Source organism: Paracoccus sp. S3-43, from assembly GCF_029027965.1.
Lineage (GTDB): Bacteria > Pseudomonadota > Alphaproteobacteria > Rhodobacterales > Rhodobacteraceae > Paracoccus.
This window is the reverse complement of record NZ_CP119082.1, coordinates 2,366,215-2,384,858: the sequence shown is the minus strand read 5'-3', so window position 1 is coordinate 2,384,858 and position 18,644 is coordinate 2,366,215. Positions and strand designations below refer to the sequence as shown.

The following is an 18,644-nucleotide window of genomic DNA, read 5'->3' as shown; positions in this document are numbered from 1 at the left end:
GGCAGGCAGGCCGCAAGACCGGGCGCGCGGGCAGGGTTGTCCGCGCGTTTTTCCGTTTCCGGCGACCCTGTGCGGCAAGCCCGGCCTTGCGGCGATTGCTGGACAGGACGGGCCGCCGGTTATAGACCATGCGCCAGCCCGGCCCGTCCGGCCCCGCCCCTAGATTGCGAAAGCCCACCATGCCCACATTGAACGACATCCGCTCGACGTTCCTGAGCTTTTTCGAGCGCAACGGCCACCGCGTCGTCGAGTCCTCGCCCCTGGTGCCGCGCAACGATCCGACGCTGATGTTCACCAATTCGGGCATGGTGCAGTTCAAGAACCTGTTCACGGGGCTTGAGACGCGCGACTATAACCGCGCGACCACCGCGCAGAAATGCGTGCGCGCGGGCGGCAAGCACAACGACCTCGACAACGTGGGCTATACCGCGCGGCACCACACGTTCTTCGAGATGCTGGGCAATTTCAGCTTTGGCGACTATTTCAAGGACCAGGCGATCCCGTTCGCCTGGGAACTGCTGACCAAGGACTTCGGCATTCCGAAAGACAAGCTGCTGGTCACGGTGTATCACACCGACGACGAGGCCGCGAATATCTGGAAGAAGGTCGCTGGCTTGACCGACGACCGGATCATCCGCATCCCGACCAGCGACAACTTCTGGCAGATGGGTCCGACCGGCCCCTGCGGCCCCTGCACCGAGATTTTCTTCGACCACGGCGACCACATCTGGGGCGGCCCTCCGGGATCGGCGGACGAAGACGGCGACCGCTTCATCGAGATCTGGAACCTGGTCTTCATGCAGAACGAGCAGTTCGAGGACGGCTCGATGCGCGCGCTGGACATGCAGTCGATCGACACCGGCATGGGGCTGGAGCGGATCGGCGCGCTGCTGCAAGGCAAGCACGACAACTATGACACCGACCTGATGCGCAGCCTCATCGAGGCGTCGGCCCATGCCACCAGCAACGACCCGGACGGGCCGGGCAAGGTGCATCACAGGGTGATCGCCGACCATCTGCGCTCCACCAGCTTCCTGATCGCCGACGGGGTGATGCCCAGCAATGAAGGGCGCGGCTATGTGCTGCGGCGAATCATGCGCCGGGCGATGCGCCACGCGCATATGCTGGGGGCGCAGGATCCGGTGATGCACCGGTTGGTGCCCGCCCTGGTGCGGCAGATGGGCGCGGCCTATCCCGAACTGACCCGCGCCCAGGCCCTGATCGAGGAAACCCTGCGCAGCGAGGAAACCCGCTTCCGTCAGACGCTGGACCGCGGCCTGCGCCTGCTGGACGACGAACTTGCCCGCCTGCCCGAAGGCGCGAACCTGCCGGGCGAGGCGGCGTTCAAGCTGTATGACACCTATGGCTTCCCGCTGGACCTGACGCAGGACGCGTTGCGCGAAAAGGGCCGGTCGGTCGATACCGCCGGTTTCGACGCGGCGATGGCCGAACAGAAGGCCAAGGCGCGCGCCGCCTGGGCGGGGTCGGGCGAATCCAGGGACGCCGCCATCTGGTACGAACTGGCCGAAAAGCATGGCGCGACCGAATTCCTGGGCTATGACACGGAAGAGGCCGAGGGCCAGATCCTTGCCGTCGTCGCCGATGGCGCCGATGTGGGCGAGGCGACCGAAGGCCAGAGCGTGCATCTGGTCGTCAACCAGTCGCCCTTCTATGCGGAATCCGGCGGCCAGGTCGGCGATACCGGGCTGATCAAGACCGAAACCGGCGCGGCCCGCGTCACCGACACGAAGAAGGTGGCGGGCGTGTTCCTGCATGTGGCCGAGGTGACGCTGGGCACGATCAGCCGGGGGCAGGGCGCGACCCTCTCGGTCGATCACGCCCGCCGCAGCGCGATCCGGGCGAACCATTCGGCCACCCACCTGCTGCACGAGGCGCTGCGCCGCGCGCTTGGCGAGCATGTCGCGCAGCGCGGCAGCCTGAACGCGCCCGACCGGCTGCGCTTCGACTTCAGCCATAACAGCGCGGTGTCGCCCGAGGAACTGGCCCGGATCGAGGCCGAGGTGAACGATTTCATCCGCCAGAACAGCCCGGTGGAAACCCGCATCATGACGCCCGACGACGCGCGCGCCCTGGGCGCGCAGGCGCTGTTCGGCGAGAAATACGGCGACGAGGTGCGGGTCGTCTCGATGGGCAGCCTGACGGGCAGCGGAAAGGGCGGGGACGGGGCGACCTATTCGCTGGAGCTGTGCGGCGGCACCCATGTCGCGCGCACCGGCGACATCGGCGCCTTCGCGCTGCTGGGCGACAGCGCCAGCAGCGCCGGGGTGCGGCGGATCGAGGCCTTGACCGGGCAGGCCGCCCTGGCCCATCTGCGCCATTCCGACAGCCAGTTGTCGGAAATCGCCGGGCTGCTCAAGGCACAGGCGGGCGATGTGGTGAACCGCGTCAAGGCGCTTGCCGAGGAACGCAAGGCGCTGGCGAATGAGGTCGCGCAACTGAAGCGCCAGTTGGCGATGGGCGGCGGTCAGGCCCAGGCCGCGAAAGAGATCGGCGGCGTCAGGTTCATCGGCCGCAGGGTCGAGGGGGTCGGCGGCAAGGAACTGGGCGCGCTTGTCGATGAGATGAAATCGCAGCTTGGCAGCGGCGCGGTGCTGGTCCTGGCCGAGGCCGAGGGCAAGGCGACCGTCGCGGCGGGCGTGACGCCGGATCTGGTGGACCGGATCAGCGCGGTGACGCTGGTCCAGACCGCCACCGCCGCGCTTGGCGGCAAGGGCGGCGGCGGGCGTCCCGACCGCGCGCAGGGCGGCGCGCCCAGCCTGGAAGCGGCCGATGACGCCATCGCCCAGGTCGAGAAACTGCTGGCGGAATCGGCATGACCGCGCTGTGGATTGCCCATGTGACCGTCACCGATCCGGACGCTTACGCGAAATATGCCCAGGCCGCCGGTCCGGCGATCGCGGCGCATGGCGGGGTCTTCCTGGCGCGCGGCGGGCGTTACCAGCAAATGGAGGGCAAGGACCGGCTCCGCAACGTGGTCGCCCGCTTTCCCAGCTTTGACGCGGCCGTGGCCTGCTATAACAGCAGGGAATACCAGGCGGCGCTGGCCCATGCGCGGGGTGCGTCGGAACGCGAACTTGTGATCGTCGAGGAAACGCCCCCGCTGGCGGAATAGGCTGTTCATGACGGAAAGACGACACGACGAGGCAGGGTCATGTGCCGTTGGGCCGCCTGGCTGGGCCAGACGGTCTTTCTGGCAGATATCGTCAGCCGCCCGGATCCAACGGCCGCGCCGTGGCGCTAGAACCGCTGGAGACGGAAAAAAGCGACTGGACCGCGAGGTGCCGCCCGGCAGCTTCCGCATCTTCGACCGGGACAGCGTGACGGTGCAGCCGTTGATTCCGCCGGTGCAGGCCCGCGCGGCCTGATCAGGGCTGCATCAAGGCTGCGAGGACGGGGCGTGGCGTGGCGCGGGCGGCATCGCCTCGGCCCCGGCGGCGACGGTATCCTGGGGCTTTGCGCCCTCCGCATGGTCGCTGGGCTGCGGGGCCGCCGCCTGCGGCAGATCCGGCACGGGTTCCGGTGCGCGCACCGGCGACGCGGCGGCGGGATATTCCGGCTGCGGCTGGCGGGCGGGCGCAGCCGCCGCGGGGGCCGGGACCATGCGGCGGAACACCAGCAGGTTGTGATAGACCGTGCTGCGTCCGGTCAGGCCGCTGCGCTCCTCGGACGGCAGCACGTCGGCGCGGACATATTCCCAGCCGTCGCGGGCCATCCGGTTCAGTTCCGTGGTCAGCGCCGCCGAATAGCGGTCCGAAGGGGTCTTGGCGTCCTTGGCCTTTTCGCCGCGCGCGGGGGCGGGGATGACGCTGTATTCGAAATGGCTCAAGGCGCGGCTCCTTTCGGTGGGGGATGGGACCGGGGACGGGCGGGCCGTCACATCCCCAGCTTGCGGGCGACGAGGTCGTTGACGGCGGCCGGATTGGCCTTGCCGCCGGTGGCTTTCAGCACCTGGCCCACGAACCAGCCCGCCAGCTTCGGATTGGCGCGGGCCTTTTCCACCTGGGCGGGATTGGCCGCGATGATGTCATCCACCGCCTTTTCGATGGCGCCCAGGTCGGTGACCTGCTTCATGCCGCGCGAATCCACGATCTCGGCGGGATCGCCGCCCTCGGTCCAGACGATCTCGAACAGATCCTTGGCGATCTTGCCGGAAATCGCGCCCGAGGCGATCAGGTCGATCACGCCGCCAAGCTGGGCGGGGGAGACGGGCGAGGTTTCGACCGTCAGCCCCTCTTTGTTCAGCCGGCCGAACAGCTCGTTGATGACCCAGTTCGCGGCCATCTTGCCGTCGCGGCCTCCCGACTCTCCTCCACCGACCACGGCTTCGAAATAATCGGCGTTCTCGACCTCGGCGGTCAGCACGCCCGCGTCGTATTCCGACAGGCCCAGATCACGCACGAAGCGGGCCTTCTTCTCGTCGGGCAGTTCGGGCATGGAGGCGGCGATGCCCTCCACCCAGGCCTGCTCGATATCCAGCGGCAGAAGGTCGGGATCGGGGAAATAGCGATAGTCATGCGCTTCCTCCTTGGACCGCATCGACCGCGTCTCGCCCTTGTCGGGATCGTAGAGGCGGGTTTCCTGCACGACCGTTCCGCCATCCTCGATGATGGCGATCTGGCGGCGCGCTTCGTAGTCGATGGCCTGCTGGATGAAGCGCAGCGAATTCATGTTCTTGATCTCGCAGCGGGTGCCCAGATGGCTGAAATCCTGGGTTTCCTGATAGCGTTCGTAATCGCCGGGCTTGCAGACGCTGACGTTCACGTCGGCGCGCAGGTTGCCGTTCTGCATGTTGCCGTCGCAGGTGCCCAGATAGCGCATGATCTGGCGCAGCTTGGCGACATAGGCCGCCGCTTCCTCGGGGCCGCGGATGTCGGGGCGGCTGACGATCTCCATCAGGGCGACGCCGGTGCGGTTCAGGTCGACAAAGGACATGGTCGGGTCCATGTCATGGATCGACTTGCCCGCATCCTGTTCCAGGTGGATGCGCTCGATGCGGACGCGGCGGGCAATGCCGGGGGCCATGTCGACGATCACCTCGCCCTCGCCCACGATGGGGTGGTAAAGCTGGCTGATCTGATAGCCCTGCGGCAGGTCGGGATAGAAATAGTTCTTGCGGTCGAAGGCCGAACGCAGGTTGATCGCGGCCTTCAGGCCCAGGCCCGTGCGCACCGCCTGGGCCACGCAGAATTCGTTGATGACCGGCAGCATCCCCGGCATGGCGGCATCGACGAAGGCCACATGGCTGTTCGGTTCCGCCCCGAAGCCGGTCGAGGCGCCGGAAAACAGCTTGGCGTTCGAGGCGACCTGGGCGTGGACCTCCAGCCCGATGACCAGTTCCCAGTCGCCCTTGGCCCCGGCGATGGTCTTGGGCTGGGGCGCGGTGAAGGAAAGATGGTCGAGCATCGGAAACCTCGGATCGGGCTGGCGGGTTTTGCAGGTGCAGGTCTTTTAGGTCAGCGCGCGGATGATGTCACGGGGGCGGTGGACCAAAAGCGGCAAGGCCCCGGCGAATCGCGGGCTGGCACGAAACGGGCGCAGGAATCGTTAACGCCGGGTCGGCAAAACGGCTTTCGGCGGATTTCCGACCATGGGACATCCGCCGTTTGGCGTGATGCCGCCGACGGTTGTGCGTCGGGCTTGCGCGATTTTCCAAGCCGGATAAGGGGATGGCTGACGAAACAACCCCCTGAGGTTCCGATGCGCGCTGCGCTTGCGCCCCTGGCCGCCCTGGCGTTTCTGGCCGCGTGCCAGTCCACCCTGTCCCCGCAATCCGAAGGCAAGGCGCCGGTCGACGCGCAGCAGATGCACCTGGCAAGCACGCCGCCGATGCGGTGGGGACAGGCAGCCGGGTCCGAGCAGTGGACGCGGGCCACGCTGGCCGCCCTCGACCGCGAAGGGGTCACGATCCTGTCGAACGTTCCGGGCGACATCCACACCTACTGCCCCAACTATGCCGAACTGAACACCACCGGGCGCAAGGCGTTCTGGGCCGGGCTGCTGTCGGCGGTGGCCAAGCATGAAAGCACCTACAACCCGCAGGCCAGCGGCGGCGGCGGCAAGTGGCTGGGCCTGATGCAGATCGCGCCCGCGACCTGGCGGCATCACGGTTGCGACGGCAACATCAGAAACGGCGGCGACAACATGTCCTGCGCGGTCAAGATCATGTCGCGCCAGGTGGCGCGGGACAATGCGGTCGCCCAGGACGGCGGGGGCTGGCGCGGCATTGCCCGCGACTGGGCGCCGCTGCGCAATGCGTCCAAGCGCGCGGATATCGCCGCCTGGACCAGCAGCCAGAGCTATTGCCAGCCGAAGGCGTAAGGGGCTTCGCCCCTCGGCCCGTTCCGGGCCTCACCCCAGGATATTTAAGTGAAGAAGAAGGGCGGGGGTTTTTCCCCGCCTTTCCTTATCGCAGCGCCGCGAGGATCCGCGCCCAGGACCGTGCGCCCTTGGCGAAGCTCTGCACGTCGTATTTCTCGTTCGGGGAATGGATGCGGTCGTCGTCGCGGGCGAAGCCCACCAGCATCGAATCCATGCCCAGGATGGACTTGAAGTCCCCCGCGATGGGGATCGATCCGCCGCTGCCGATGAAGGCGGCCTCTTGCCCCCATTCGTCGCCCAAGGCGCGGCGCGCGGCGGCGAAGGCGGGGTCGCGGGTATCCATCACGCTGGCCGGGCTGCCGCCATGGTCGTGGAATTCCACCGAGCAGTCGGGCGGCAGGAAGCCCCGCACATGGTCGCGGAAGGCGGCCCGGATCGCGGCCGGATCCTGGGTGCCGGTCAGGCGGAAGCTGACCTTGGCGCGGGCCTCGGCCGGAAGCACGGTCTTGAAGCCCTCGCCGGTATAGCCGCCAGTGATGCCGTTGATTTCGGCGGTGGGGCGGTTCCAGGCCATCTCGACCGGCATCCGGCCCTTTTCGCCGATCGGATCGGACAGGCCCACGCGGCCCAGCATCGCGCCGGCGTCGAAGCCCAGCGAGTCCCAGTCGCGGCGCAGGTCAGGGGACAGTTCCTGCACGCCGTCGTAGAAGCCGGGCAGGGTGACGCGGCCATCGGCGTCCTTCAGCGCGGCAAGCGCCTGGGCCAGCACCATGGTCGGATTGGCGGCCAGCCCGCCGAACAGGCCGGAATGCAGGTCGCGGTCGGCGCCGCGGATCACGACCTCTTCGCCCACCAACCCGCGCAGTTGCGTGACGATGGCCGGGCGGGTGCCGCCGAACAGTTCGGTGTCGCAGATCATCGCCAGCGACGCGCGCAATTCGTCGGCGTTTTCGTGCAGGAACGGCCGCAGCGAAGGCGAGCCGGATTCCTCCTCGCCCTCGAACAGCAGGATCAGGTCGCTGGGCAATTCGCCGTGAACGTCGCGCCAGGCGCGGAGGGCCTCGACGAAGGTCATCAGCTGGCCCTTGTCGTCGGATGCGCCGCGCGCGCGGATCACCTTGCCGTCCGGCCTCTCCTCGATCAGCGGATCGAAGGGCGGGCGGTCCCACAAGGACAGCGGATCGACCGGCTGCACGTCATAGTGGCCATAGAACAGCAGGGACCGCGCCCCGCCGGGCTGCGAGCGGGCGACCACCATCGGATGGCCCGCCGTGTCGCGGACCGATGCGTCGCAGCCCAGCCTTGCCAGTTCGTCGCGCAGCCATTCCGCCGCCGCCCGCACATCCCCTGCATGGGCCGGATCGGTCGAGATCGAGGGGATGCGCAGGAAGGCGGCCAGCCGATCCAGGGCCGCATCCAGATCCTGGTCCAGCCGATGCAAGACGGCGTCCAATGTGGTATCCTGTGTCATCCTGTCCCCTGTTTCCCGAGTGGTTTCATAGGATTTTTGCATGGTCCTTTGGTCGACCTGCGACAATTTTAACCTGTCATTCGCGTCATTTGACATGTATCAACGCAGGACCGCGCGCGATCTGACAATGATTGCACCCAGCCAGCTATGCAAGGGAACGCCCGCAATGAATTATGATGCCGCCTTGGACCAGGCCATCGGTCGGCTGCATGAGGAAGGCCGCTATCGCACCTTCATCGACATCGAGCGGACGAAGGGCCAGTTCCCGCAGGCCGTCTGGACGCGCCCCGATGGCGAGACGCAGGACATCACCGTCTGGTGCGGCAACGACTATCTGGGCATGGGCCAGCATCCCGTGGTGCTGGAGGCGATGCACGAGGCCCTGGACGCGGTGGGCGCCGGGTCGGGCGGGACGCGCAACATTTCCGGCACCACCGTCTATCACAAGCGGCTGGAGGCCGAACTGGCCGACCTGCACGGCAAGGAAGCGGCCTTGGTGTTTTCCAGCGCCTATATCGCCAATGACGCGACGCTTTCGACGCTGCGCAAGCTGTTTCCCGGCCTGATCATCTATTCGGACGAACTGAACCATGCGTCCATGATCGAGGGGATCAAGCGTTTCGACGGCGCCAAGCGGATCTTCCGCCACAACGACCTGGCCCATCTGCGGCAGTTGCTGGCCGCCGACGATCCGGCCCTGCCCAAGCTGATCGCCTTTGAATCCATCTATTCGATGGATGGCGATTTCGGCCCGATCAAGGCGATCTGCGACCTGGCGGACGAATTCAACGCCCTGACCTATCTGGACGAGGTTCATGCGGTCGGCATGTACGGGCCGCGCGGCGGCGGCGTGGCCGAACGCGACGGGCTGATGGACCGCATCGACATCTTCAACGGCACGCTGGGCAAGGCCTTCGGCGTCTTCGGCGGCTATATCGCGGGCACGGCCAGGATGATGGACGCGATCCGGTCCTATGCGCCGGGCTTCATCTTCACCACCTCGCTGCCGCCGGCGGTGGCGGCGGGGGCCGCGGCCTCGATCGCCTTCCTGAAGGGGGCCGAGGGCCAGCACCTGCGCGACGCCCAGCAACTGCACGCCCGGATCCTGAAGATGCGGCTGAAATCGCTGGGGATGCCGATCATCGACCATGGCAGCCATATCGTGCCGGTCCATGTCGGCCATCCGGTCCATTGCAAGATGCTGTCGGACATGCTGCTGCGCGACTATGGCATCTATGTCCAGCCGATCAACTTCCCGACCGTGCCGCGCGGCACGGAACGGCTGCGCTTCACCCCGTCCCCGGTCCATGCGCCCCGCCAGATCGACCATCTGGTCAAGGCAATGGACAAATTGTGGTCGCATTGCGCACTCAACCGTCAGGAAATGAGTGCCTGATCCATTCGACGGGTGAACTGCTCTCGCCTGCGTGATAAGGTCGCGTTAAACAACAAAAGGTAACGTCTGATTCGGGCGTTTCCGACATCGGGCGATGAGGCGGACAGGTCATGAGCAGGCTGCGGGTCGATGACCCGGCAGAGGAGAATAGGCAGGTGGAGGAAGTGGACCATTTCCTCGACAACGACACGCGCCTTGGCGACATCATGCGGGGCGAACGGGCGACCATGGGCAAGTCGCTGCTGGATGTGCAGCGCGAATTGCGCATCCGGGCCTCTTACGTCGCCGCGATCGAGAATTGCGACATCACCGCCTTCGACACGCCCAGCTTCGTGTCGGGCTATGTCCGGTCCTATGCGCGCTATCTGGGCATGGATTCCGACTGGACCTTCCGGCGGTTCTGCCTGGAATCGGGCTTCCAGCCCACGCATGGCATGGCGCCCACCGCAGCCGGGCCGAAGCCCGCCAGGCGCCCCTCTGACCCGGTCGAGGCCCTGGCCAATCCCAAGGCGCTGTTCATCCCCCAGGAGGAAAGCTTCTGGTCGGATATCGAGCCGCGCGCCATCGGCGCCCTTCTGGTGCTGATCGCCCTGGTCTGCGGCCTGGGCTATGGCGGCTGGGCGGTCCTGCAAGAGGTTCAGCGCGTGACCCTGACACCGGGCGAAAACGCGCCGGGCATCGTCACCGCGCTGGATCCGGTCGAGGGGACGGGGATGGCGGAACCCGCCCTGGATCTGTCCGATACCACCGACCTGGCCCAGTCCCTGCCGCAACCCGAGGGGTTGGACAGGCTGTATCGCCCGCAGATCCTGGAAGCGCCGGTCCTGACCGCGCGCGACGGTCCCATCGCGGCCATCGACCCCGGCCTGGCGCAGGTTCCCGCGCCCCAGGACATGGCCGCGGCCCAGGCGACCCCCGCCGCCGCGACCGACATTCAGCGCGCCCTGGCCGAGGCCGGCGCCACCCCCTTTGGCCCGCCGATGCCGGAACAGCCGGGTGCCGCCGCGATCACCGTGGCGCCCGACGCGCCTGCCCTGGAACTGCTGGCGGCGCGGCCCGCCTGGGTGCGCGTGACATCCGCGGATGGAACGGTCCTTCTGGAAAAGATCATGGATGCCGGGGAACGCTTCACCCTGCCGGCTTTGGAGGAGCCGCCCGTCCTGCGCACCGGCAATTCGGGGGCGGTCTATTTCGCGGTGAACGGCCAGACCTATGGTCCGGCGGCGCCGGGTCCGCAGGTGGTCAAGAACATCAAGCTGTCGCCCGAAGCCGTGACGGGCAGCTTTGCCCTGGCCGATCTGAACGCCGATCCCGAACTGGCGCAGATGGTCGCCGTGGCGCAGGCGGCGCCCATCGCCGATCCGCAGGCCACCGCCACCGAGTAGCGTGCCGCGATGGCCGGGGGCGCTTCGCCCCCCCCCGCTCGGGCCTGCCGACCCCTTCCTCGCTGAAAAAGGTCCACAGGATCTTTTTCCAAGCGCTTCGAAGCCCCCGAGGATATCCAGGCCAAGGTGAAGAATGGGGATCATTCCCCCCAGGTGCGCTCCAGCAGGGTGATCCAGTTCTCGCTGGCGATCTTGCGGATCAGCGTGTCGCCATAGCCACGCCCGGCCATCGCGTCCAGAAGCGCGGGCAGGGCGGCCGCGTCGGGCAGGTCGCGCGGCATCAGCGCCCCGTCGAAATCAGAGCCGAGCGCCACGCCGTCCTCGCCCAGGATCGCCAGCAGGTGATCCAGGTGGCGCAGCATCGTGTCGAAGCCTTCCAGCGGCAGGCGGCGGCCATCCTCGCGCAGGAAGCTGGAGGCGAAGTTCAGGCCGACCAGCCCCCCGCTGTCGGCGATCACCCGCAATTGCCGGTCAGTCAGGTTGCGGCTGCTTTCGCTGATCGCGTGGACGCAGCTGTGGCTGGCGACCAGGGCCGCGTCCGAGAGGGCGGCGACATCGTTGAACCCGGCCTCGTTCAGATGCGACAGATCCAGCATGATCCGCAGGGCGTTGCATTCGCGGACCAGGGTCTTGCCCGCCGGGGTCAGGCCGTCGCCGGTATCGGGCGATGACGGAAAGGCGAAGGGCACGCCCTGGCCGTAAGCCGTGGGCCGCGACCAGACCGGACCCAGCGACCGCAGCCCCGCCGCGTGCCACAGGTGCAGCGCATCCATGTCGGGGATCGCCTCGGCGCCTTCCATATGCATGATCGCGGCGATGCGGCCCGCCGCCACCGTGTCGCGCAAGCCGCGCGCCGTCGTCACGATGTCCAGCGTCCCGGTCCGTTCCAGGGCCTTCAGCGCGGCGGCCTGGGCGAAGGCGTGGGGCAGGGCCTCGGCAAAGGGGATCCGGGGCGGCAGGGGCATCGCGAAGGGCGGGTTTTCCATCAGCGCGACGGCGGCGGCGTCGTTCGGGCCGTGGGGCGCGGGGATCCAGATCGCGAAGAAGCCGCCGACAAGCCCGCCCGCGCGGGCGCGGGGCAGGTCCAGATGGCCGGTGCCGTCGCCCTCCAGCCAGACCTGGGGGCCGGATGCCACCACGCGTTGCAGGAAATCGTTGTGGCCGTCGAATACCGGGATCATCCGCTTCTCCTTGCTTTGTGCCGACCATGCACATCCGGGCGCGGGCGGCAATGGCCGGCGCTTGGCGAGGTGCGCGATTCGGCGCTAGGCTGGGCCTTGCAAGCCAAGGGAGAGGCCAGCCATGCCCGACATCCGCCGCGATTTCGACGGACAGACCGTCATCACCACCTTCGAGGTGACACCCGGCAGCGCCCATGACGTGCTGGATCTGCTGACCGATGCCTGGGATCAGGTGATCCGCCGCCAGCCGGGCTTCGTGTCGGGGGCGATCCATCTGAACGACGCGCAGACCCGCATCGCCACCTATTCGCAGTGGCGCGACCGCAAGGACTATCAGGCCATGCTGCGCAGCGAGGAGATGCGCCGCCGCAACCGGGAAATCCACGGCATGTGCAAAAGCTTCGAGCCGGTCATGTACGAGGTCCAGTCCGTTTTCGACGACTGATGCTGCATCTGCAAAAAGGCCGTGCAATCGCACCGGGCGGCGGCTAACCTTCCGAATACGTCAGGCGGGGGCAGCAGGCGATGGCAGGCAGGATCATCACGGTCGCGCAGCAAAAGGGCGGGTCGGGCAAGACGACCCTGGCCGTGAACCTGGCCGTCAGCCTGCACGGGCGCGGCCATTCCGTCGCGCTGATCGACACCGATCCGCAGGGCAGCCTGGGCCGCTGGTTCATCGAACGGATGCACAGCCAGGGCGAGGATGAGGCGATGGATTTCTCGACCTCCTCGGCCTGGGGGGCCAGCTACGAATCCGAGAAGCTGAAGAAGCGGTTCGATTTCGTCATCATCGACACGCCCCCCAAGATCGACAGCGACCTGCGCCCGGCGCTGCGGGTGGCCGATCTGGTGCTGGTGCCGGTGGCGACCAGCCATGTCGACCTGTGGGCGACCGAGGGCGTTCTGGATCTGGCGCGCCGCGAAAAGGCGCAGGTGCTGGTGGTGATGAACCGCGTGCGCCCGCATACCCGCCTGTCGGCCGAGGTCGCGCAGAAGGCCGCCGAACTGGGGGCCGAGGTGGCCGAGACGCAGGTGTCGAACCGGGTGCTGTATGCCGAAACCCTGGGCCAGGGCGCGGGCGCCATGGAACGCGCGCGCAGCGGCCCGGCGCGGGACGAAATCGCCGCGCTGACGGACGAGGTGCTGGCGGCCATCGGCTAGACCGGCAGGATCGCCGGGCCGTCCGGCGTATCGACCCGGCGCACGGTGATGCCGAAGGCGCGGCGCAGCAGGTCGTCGCGCAGCACCGCATCGGCGGGACCGTCGGCCAGCACCTGCCCGTCCCAGATCAGCACCAGCCGCGTGCAGAACCGCGCCGCCAGACCCAGGTCGTGGATCGAGGCCAGCACCGTCCGCCCTTCCGCCGCCAGATCGCGGAACAGCCGCAGGCAGGCCAGTTGCTGCGCCGGATCCAGCCCCGCGATGGGTTCGTCCGCGATCAGCAGAGGCGTGTCCTGCGCCAGGGCGCGGGCGATCAGCGCGCGGTTCTGCTCGCCCCCCGACAGGCGCAGGGCGGTGCGCTTGCGGAACGCCTGTAACCCCATGCGGGCGATGGCTTCGTCGATGGCCGCGCGGTCGGCGGTGCCCCGTCCGCCGCCGGGCCAGGGAATGCGGCCAAGCGCCACCAGATCCTGAACGCTGAGGGGCCAGGCGATCTCGCGCGACTGCGGCAGATAGGCGGCGTGGCGGGCGCGCGCGCCGGGCGTCATGGCGGCCAGGGTGGATGCGCCGGTGAAGGGGATCAGGCCAAGCGCGGCCTCCATCAGCGTGGATTTCCCGGCGCCGTTGGGACCGATCAGGCCGACGAACTCGGCCCGTTTCAGGGCCAGAGAGACGCCGTGCAGCACCGGGCGGCCGCGGCGCGTGACGGTCAGGCCGGACAGACGCAGGACCATCAGACGCGCCCTCCGCTGCGGGTTTTCCAGATCAGGTGCAGGAACAGCGGCGCGCCGACGATGGCGGTCAGCACGCCCAGCTTCAGGTCGCGGTCGGGCACGATCAGCCGCACGGCGATGTCGGCCCCCAGCAGCAGCGCCGCCCCGCCAAGCGCCGAGGCGGGCAGCAGGGCGGATGGCCGCGCGTCCACGAAAGGCCGCAGGATATGCGGGACGACCAGCCCGATGAAGCCGATGGCCCCGGCCACGGCCGTCGCCGGGCCGACGATCAGCGCCGTGCCCGCGACCAGCCGCCAGCGCAGCGCGGCGGCGGACACGCCCATCGCCTGGGCCGCGGCCTCGCCCAGGGTCAGGGCGTCCAGGGCGCGGCGGGTGGACAGGATCAGCGCGGCGCCAAGGACCATGGGCGGCAGGGCCAGCCAGACATGCAGCATGGACCGGTCGGCCAGCGATCCCATCAGCCAGAAGACGATCTCGTTCGCGGCATAGGGGTTGGGCGACAGGTTCAGCGCCAGTGCCGTGCCCGCGCCCGCAAGCGCCGAAATGGCGACCCCCGCCAGGATCAGCGTGACCGAGCCTCCGCGCGGCCCGGCCAGCGCCACCAGCAGGCTGACGCCGACCGCCGCCCCCGCAAGCGCGGCCAGCGGCAGGGCCAGCACCGCCGCCATCGACAGCCCGGTCTGGATCGCCAGCACCGCCCCAAGCGCCGCCATCCCCGAGACGCCGATCAGCGCGGGTTCGGCCAGCGGGTTGCGCAGATAGCCTTGCAGGGCGGCGCCCGTCAGGCCCAGCCCGGCGCCCACCGCGATCCCCAGGATCGCGCGGGGCAGGCGGATTTCGCGCATCACGATGGGCAGCGGGCCATCGCCGCCCAGGACCAGGGCGCGCAGCGAGTCCGTCACCGGCAATCCCGCGGGCCCGGTCAGCAGCGAGGCCAGGAACAGCGCGGCCACCAGGCCGGACAGGAAGACGAACAGCCCCCTCATCGCAGCGACCGGATGGCCTGGACGATGAAGGGCGTGCCGCAGACCCAGTCGCGGTCGGTCACCTGCCCCTCGGCCGGGGCGATGGCGGACAGGGCGGGATGATCCAGGATCGCCTCGCCCCGCGACTGGCCGGGCCATTTCGCGCCGGTGATCAGCCGGTCGGGACGGGTCATCACCAGCAGCTCCATCGGCAGGGGGGTGGTCGTCGCGATGCCGTAATCGCCCGCCACATTGTCATAGCCCGCCGCGTCCAGGATCGTCCCGGCCAGCGTCGCGCGGCCCGAGGTGAAGCCGTTCGCGTAATACAGCGCCGCGCGGCCCCGGCGGTCGGGGCTGCGCGCCTGGGCCAGGTCGGCGTCGAAGCGGTCCAGAAGATCGCGCGCGGCCTGTTGGCGGCCCAGCAGATCGCCCATGCGAAGGATTTCCGCGCGGACCGCGTCAAGGCTTTCGGCGGGGGGCAGGGTCTCGACCCGGATGCCCAGGCGGCGCAGCATCGCCACGGTCGCGGCGGCGGTGAAGGTGCCGGCGATCACCAGATCGGGCCGCATCAGATAGATTTCCTCGGCCCGGCCGGTGTTCTTCGCGTAATCCGCCGCCCGATCCGCCATCGGCGACATGCGCGGATCCCCCGCCAGGTCGCTGACGGAGATCAGCTGCCCCGGCGCGGCCAGCAGCATCGCCAGCTGGTCGCTGCACAGGTTCATCGACACCACGCGCCGCGGCGCCGCCTGCGCGGGCAGGACGGCGGCGATCAGGGCCGCCGCCGCAAGAAGGACGCTAGAACGACGCACGCAGCCCCGCATAGATCGCCCGGCCCGATGTGCCATAACCGCTGACCCACTGGTAATCCTCGTCAAGGACGTTTTCCAGCCGCAGATAGGCGGTGGCGTCGTCGCGGATGGAGTGGCTGACCAGCAGGTCCACGGTGGTGAAATCGTCCATGTCGTTCGGACGGCCGGCGACGTGTTGCACCTGGATGCCCGCCGTGGTGCCGGTGGCAAACACCGTCTCGGCCCCCAGGTTCAGCACGCGTTCGGGCACCTTGGCCCATTCCGAGTCGACCTGGTTGTCGATGAAGGTATAGCTGGCGGTCAGCGCATGGCCCGCGCCAAAGACATAGCGGCCGTCCAGTTCGACGCCCCGGCGGCGGGCGGTGCCCGGCACCTGGTTATAGCCGTCGTCCGACCAGTCGGCGGTGCCGCGATCATCCCAGCCGATCAGGTTGTTCGCCCGCAGCCAGAACGCGGTCGCGCGCAGATGGCTGTCGCCCCATTGCTTTTCCACGCCGATCTCGTGCGTGCGGCTTTCCTCTCGTTCCAGCGAGGCGTTGCCATAGGGGCCGAACAGTTCGTAAAGCGAGGGCGCGCGGAAGCCGTTGCCCAGGGCCGCGCGGAACAGCAGGTCGTCGGTCGCGCGCCAGACCGCCGTCACCCGGCCCGAGGTGAAGCCGCCGAAGCGCGAATGATCGTCGCGCCGAAGCGATGTCGTCACGTCGATCCGGTCGCCAAGCGCCGTGGTCGTTTCCACGAAAACGCCGTTCAGGCGGGCATCGCCGTTGCCTTCGGCTTCCTCTTTTTCCGTGTCGGCGCCGAACACGGCGCGGATGCCCGCGCCCAGGTCGGTCGCGCCCTGCCAGGACAGTTTCGTGCGCGTGCCGACAAAGGGCGAGACGGTGCCGTTCGACCAGCTTTGCCGGTCGATGCGGTAACGCGTCAGGGCGATCTCGTGATCGACGGTGCCGGTCTGGAACTGCGCGAAGCCGCGCAGGCCATAGCTTTCGCGGTCGTTATAGTCGTCGCCTGGCGTGCCAGCCACATCGCCGTTGAAGTCGTCGAAATCGCCGCTGCTGTCTTCCCAGAAGCCGTTGAAGCCGATGGTCGCGCCGTTTTCCAGCGCATAGGCGGAATAGAAGGACAGGCGCGTCGCCTCGTAGCCGTCATCCTCGAAATTGCCGTTCTGTTCGTCGCGGGCGGAAAAGCCGTCGCTGCGGATATGGCTGACCTGGAAGGCCAGGTCCGCATCCGCGCGGCGCAGCGTCGCGCCATAGCTGGCGGTCAGGGTGTCGAAGCTGCCTGCCTCGATCCCGAAATGGTGGTGCAGGCCGTCCTGCGTCGGGCGCAGGGATTGCAGCGACAGCACGCCCGCCACCGCGCGCGAGCCGTACAGCGCCGATTGCGCGCCGCGCAGCAATTCGGCCCGGTTCACCGACTGGCCGATCATCCCGCCGATGTCATAGGATGGCTGGCCCGCCGCGGGATCCGCAACCTCGATCCCGTCGATCACGACGGGCAGGTATTGCGCCGGGGCGCCGCGCAGGATCAGCGATCCGGTGGTGCCCAGCGGCCCGTATTGGCGCAGGGTGACGCCCGGCAGCCGCGACAGGCTGCGGGCCAGGGGCTGGCCTGCGCGATCGGCCAGGTCTTCGGCGCCCAGCACGGAGACGGAACTGCCCGACCGGCTCAGGTCGGTGGCCTCGCGGTTGGCGGTCAGGGTGATGTCGTCCAGGACGATGGCGTCGGGGGCGGCATCCTGCGCGGCGGCGGGCAGGGCCGTGGTCAGGGCCAAGGCGGCGGTCAGGGTCAGGACAATGGGTCTTGCGGTCACGAATGACATCCTTCCAGGAACCCCGGCCAGGGGCCAGGGCGCGATGCGGTTGGTCTGGCAGGTTTTGGCCCGCCGGACAGCGACACCACCACGACGGAAGTTTCCGTTTCCGGCGCGCCCCTCGCACGCCGTCAGGGTGATCGCGTTCGGCAGGTCTCCTGACTTGCGGGTCAAGGCTTGGCCGGGCCTTCCCGGTCCCTCTGGGACCAGTGGCGTTGTCCGGCCCGGCTCTCCGCTGACAGTTGCGGGGGCAGTCGCGGATTTTCACCGCGTTCCCTTTTAACCGGGTTTGAGGCCCGGAACCGAGGCATCGCTGCCATAGCCCAGGGACCGGCGCGCAGGCAAGCGCAATCAGCCCAGCGAGGCCACCCAGTCCGGCACCGTCCGGCTGGCGGGCCCGGTGATGCGGCGGTGGAAGTCGCGCGCATTGGCGCTGGCATCCAGGTTCAGTTCCACGCATTCGACGCCGCGCCGCCGGACATGTTGGGCAAAGCCCGCCGCCGGATAGACATTGCCCGAGGTGCCGATGGCCGCGAACAGCTCGGCGCTTTCCAGCGCGTCCCAGATGCGTTCCATGTGATAGGGCATTTCCCCGAACCAGACGATGTCGGGCCGGGTTGCGGGGCGGGCGCAGGCGGGGCAGGGGTCGGCGGGGGACATGACCGGCGGCGCGGGCCAGCGATATCCGCAGGCCGCGCACAGCGCGCCGGTCAGGCTGCCGTGCATGTGGATCACGTCCGGGCTGCCCGCGCGTTCGTGCAGGTCGTCGACATTCTGCGTGACCAGCGTCAGGTCGTGCCGCCGCGCCAGATCGGCCAGGGCCAGATGCGCCGGATTGGGCTGCGCCGCCGCCGCCGCCGCGCGGCGCATGTTGTAGAAGCGATGCACCAGGTCGGGATCGGCGGCAAAGCCTTCGGGCGTCGCCACGTCCTCGACCCGGTGGTTTTCCCACAAGCCGTCGCTGGCGCGGAAGGTCGCCAGCCCGCTTTCGGCGGAAATGCCCGCGCCGGTCAGGACGGTGATACGCAATGCAGGCTTACCGGCAATAAGCCTCGGCCTGGGACGCGAACCGCTTGTAGCGTGCCCAGAAGGCGTTGTCGGCGTTGGATTTCGACATCCGGACCTCTTGCGCCTCGTGCGGGTCGCGGAAGAAGGAGGCGGCGCGGCGTTGGTCGGACCGCGACAGGGTCTGGTTCGCGACCTGCTGGATGCAGCCGCATAGCGGCGCATTGCCGCGCGCGCGGTCGGACCGGACGCAGGCGCTGTCGATGGGACCGGCGACGGCCAGCGGCGCGGTCATCATGATGGCCGCGGCCGCAATGACGATGCGGTTGAGCATGAACTGTCTCCTCGGTTTGCCTTGTCTGCGAGGGCGGGTGCCGGTTGT

General features: G+C 68.5%; 17 protein-coding genes and 1 riboswitch. Of the genes, 7 read left to right on the top strand and 10 right to left on the bottom strand.

Going from position 1 to position 18,644, the window contains the following annotated elements:
* Positions 1-179: 179 nt before the first annotated feature.
* Positions 180-2,837, top strand: a complete 2,658-nt coding sequence (gene alaS, locus PXD02_RS12415) for an alanine--tRNA ligase (RefSeq protein ID WP_275104177.1) — start codon at positions 180-182, stop codon at positions 2,835-2,837.
* Positions 2,834-3,133, top strand: coding sequence for a DUF1330 domain-containing protein (locus PXD02_RS12410; RefSeq protein ID WP_275104176.1), 300 nt, complete (start codon positions 2,834-2,836; stop codon positions 3,131-3,133). Before alaS ends, PXD02_RS12410 begins: the two co-directional genes overlap by 4 nt.
* A gap of 264 nt (positions 3,134-3,397) precedes the next feature.
* Here the strand turns inward: PXD02_RS12410 and PXD02_RS12405 are convergent, their stop codons facing one another.
* Both PXD02_RS12405 and gatB read right to left on the bottom strand, forming a co-directional pair.
* The gene (locus PXD02_RS12405; RefSeq protein WP_275104175.1) at positions 3,398-3,847 is read right to left on the bottom strand and encodes a DUF4177 domain-containing protein; all 450 of its coding nucleotides are present in this window, start codon (positions 3,845-3,847) and stop codon (positions 3,398-3,400) included.
* Positions 3,848-3,894: 47 nt separating this feature from the next.
* Complete coding sequence (gene gatB / locus PXD02_RS12400) at positions 3,895-5,424, bottom strand: Asp-tRNA(Asn)/Glu-tRNA(Gln) amidotransferase subunit GatB (RefSeq protein ID WP_275104174.1); 1,530 nt, start codon at positions 5,422-5,424, stop codon at positions 3,895-3,897.
* A 294-nt stretch (positions 5,425-5,718) separates the two neighbouring features.
* Here gatB and PXD02_RS12395 point away from each other — a divergent pair, with 294 nt between their 5' ends.
* A complete protein-coding gene (locus PXD02_RS12395; protein WP_275104173.1) occupies positions 5,719-6,339 on the top strand; it encodes a transglycosylase SLT domain-containing protein in 621 nt (206 codons plus the stop codon).
* A gap of 85 nt (positions 6,340-6,424) precedes the next feature.
* Here the strand turns inward: PXD02_RS12395 and PXD02_RS12390 are convergent, their stop codons facing one another.
* On the bottom strand, positions 6,425-7,810 hold the full coding sequence (locus PXD02_RS12390) for a M20/M25/M40 family metallo-hydrolase (RefSeq protein WP_275104172.1): 1,386 nt from the start codon (positions 7,808-7,810) through the stop codon (positions 6,425-6,427).
* A 166-nt stretch (positions 7,811-7,976) separates the two neighbouring features.
* On the opposite strand from PXD02_RS12390, the gene hemA reads away from it, so the two are divergent.
* Complete coding sequence (hemA, locus tag PXD02_RS12385) at positions 7,977-9,206, top strand: 5-aminolevulinate synthase (RefSeq protein ID WP_275104171.1); 1,230 nt, start codon at positions 7,977-7,979, stop codon at positions 9,204-9,206.
* A 110-nt stretch (positions 9,207-9,316) separates the two neighbouring features.
* Positions 9,317-10,591: a helix-turn-helix domain-containing protein gene (locus PXD02_RS12380; RefSeq protein ID WP_275104170.1), complete on the top strand. Its 1,275-nt coding sequence runs from the start codon at positions 9,317-9,319 to the stop codon at positions 10,589-10,591.
* Between the two features lie 140 nt (positions 10,592-10,731).
* Here the strand turns inward: PXD02_RS12380 and PXD02_RS12375 are convergent, their stop codons facing one another.
* On the bottom strand, positions 10,732-11,772 hold the full coding sequence (locus PXD02_RS12375) for a dipeptidase (RefSeq protein ID WP_275104169.1): 1,041 nt from the start codon (positions 11,770-11,772) through the stop codon (positions 10,732-10,734).
* A 121-nt stretch (positions 11,773-11,893) separates the two neighbouring features.
* On the opposite strand from PXD02_RS12375, the gene PXD02_RS12370 reads away from it, so the two are divergent.
* Complete coding sequence (locus PXD02_RS12370) at positions 11,894-12,217, top strand: antibiotic biosynthesis monooxygenase family protein (RefSeq protein WP_275104168.1); 324 nt, start codon at positions 11,894-11,896, stop codon at positions 12,215-12,217.
* Between the two features lie 80 nt (positions 12,218-12,297).
* Positions 12,298-12,933, top strand: a complete 636-nt coding sequence (gene parA / locus PXD02_RS12365; protein ID WP_275104167.1) for a ParA family partition ATPase — start codon at positions 12,298-12,300, stop codon at positions 12,931-12,933.
* Here parA and PXD02_RS12360 read toward each other — a convergent pair.
* The 6 genes from PXD02_RS12360 to PXD02_RS12335 all read right to left on the bottom strand — a co-directional run bounded on the left by PXD02_RS12360 (position 12,930) and on the right by PXD02_RS12335 (position 18,596).
* A complete protein-coding gene (locus tag PXD02_RS12360; protein WP_473092085.1) occupies positions 12,930-13,670 on the bottom strand; it encodes an ABC transporter ATP-binding protein in 741 nt (246 codons plus the stop codon). The genes parA and PXD02_RS12360 overlap by 4 nt on opposite strands.
* Positions 13,667-14,653, bottom strand: coding sequence for a FecCD family ABC transporter permease (locus tag PXD02_RS12355; RefSeq protein WP_275104165.1), 987 nt, complete (start codon positions 14,651-14,653; stop codon positions 13,667-13,669). Before PXD02_RS12355 ends, PXD02_RS12360 begins: the two co-directional genes overlap by 4 nt.
* Positions 14,650-15,444 carry an ABC transporter substrate-binding protein gene (locus PXD02_RS12350; RefSeq protein ID WP_275104164.1) on the bottom strand — a complete coding sequence of 265 codons (795 nt, stop codon included), beginning with the start codon at positions 15,442-15,444 and terminating at the stop codon, positions 14,650-14,652. The genes PXD02_RS12355 and PXD02_RS12350 overlap by 4 nt, the downstream gene beginning before the upstream one ends.
* Positions 15,431-17,257 carry a TonB-dependent receptor plug domain-containing protein gene (locus PXD02_RS12345; RefSeq protein ID WP_275104163.1) on the bottom strand — a complete coding sequence of 609 codons (1,827 nt, stop codon included), beginning with the start codon at positions 17,255-17,257 and terminating at the stop codon, positions 15,431-15,433. Before PXD02_RS12345 ends, PXD02_RS12350 begins: the two co-directional genes overlap by 14 nt.
* 131 nt (positions 17,258-17,388) lie before the next feature.
* Positions 17,389-17,579: riboswitch (cobalamin riboswitch) on the bottom strand.
* Between the two features lie 29 nt (positions 17,580-17,608).
* Positions 17,609-18,286, bottom strand: a complete 678-nt coding sequence (locus PXD02_RS12340; protein ID WP_275104162.1) for an NAD-dependent deacylase — start codon at positions 18,284-18,286, stop codon at positions 17,609-17,611.
* Positions 18,287-18,293: 7 nt separating this feature from the next.
* Entirely contained in the window at positions 18,294-18,596 is a 303-nt protein-coding gene (locus PXD02_RS12335; protein ID WP_275104161.1) for a hypothetical protein, read from the bottom strand.
* Positions 18,597-18,644: the final 48 nt, after the last annotated feature.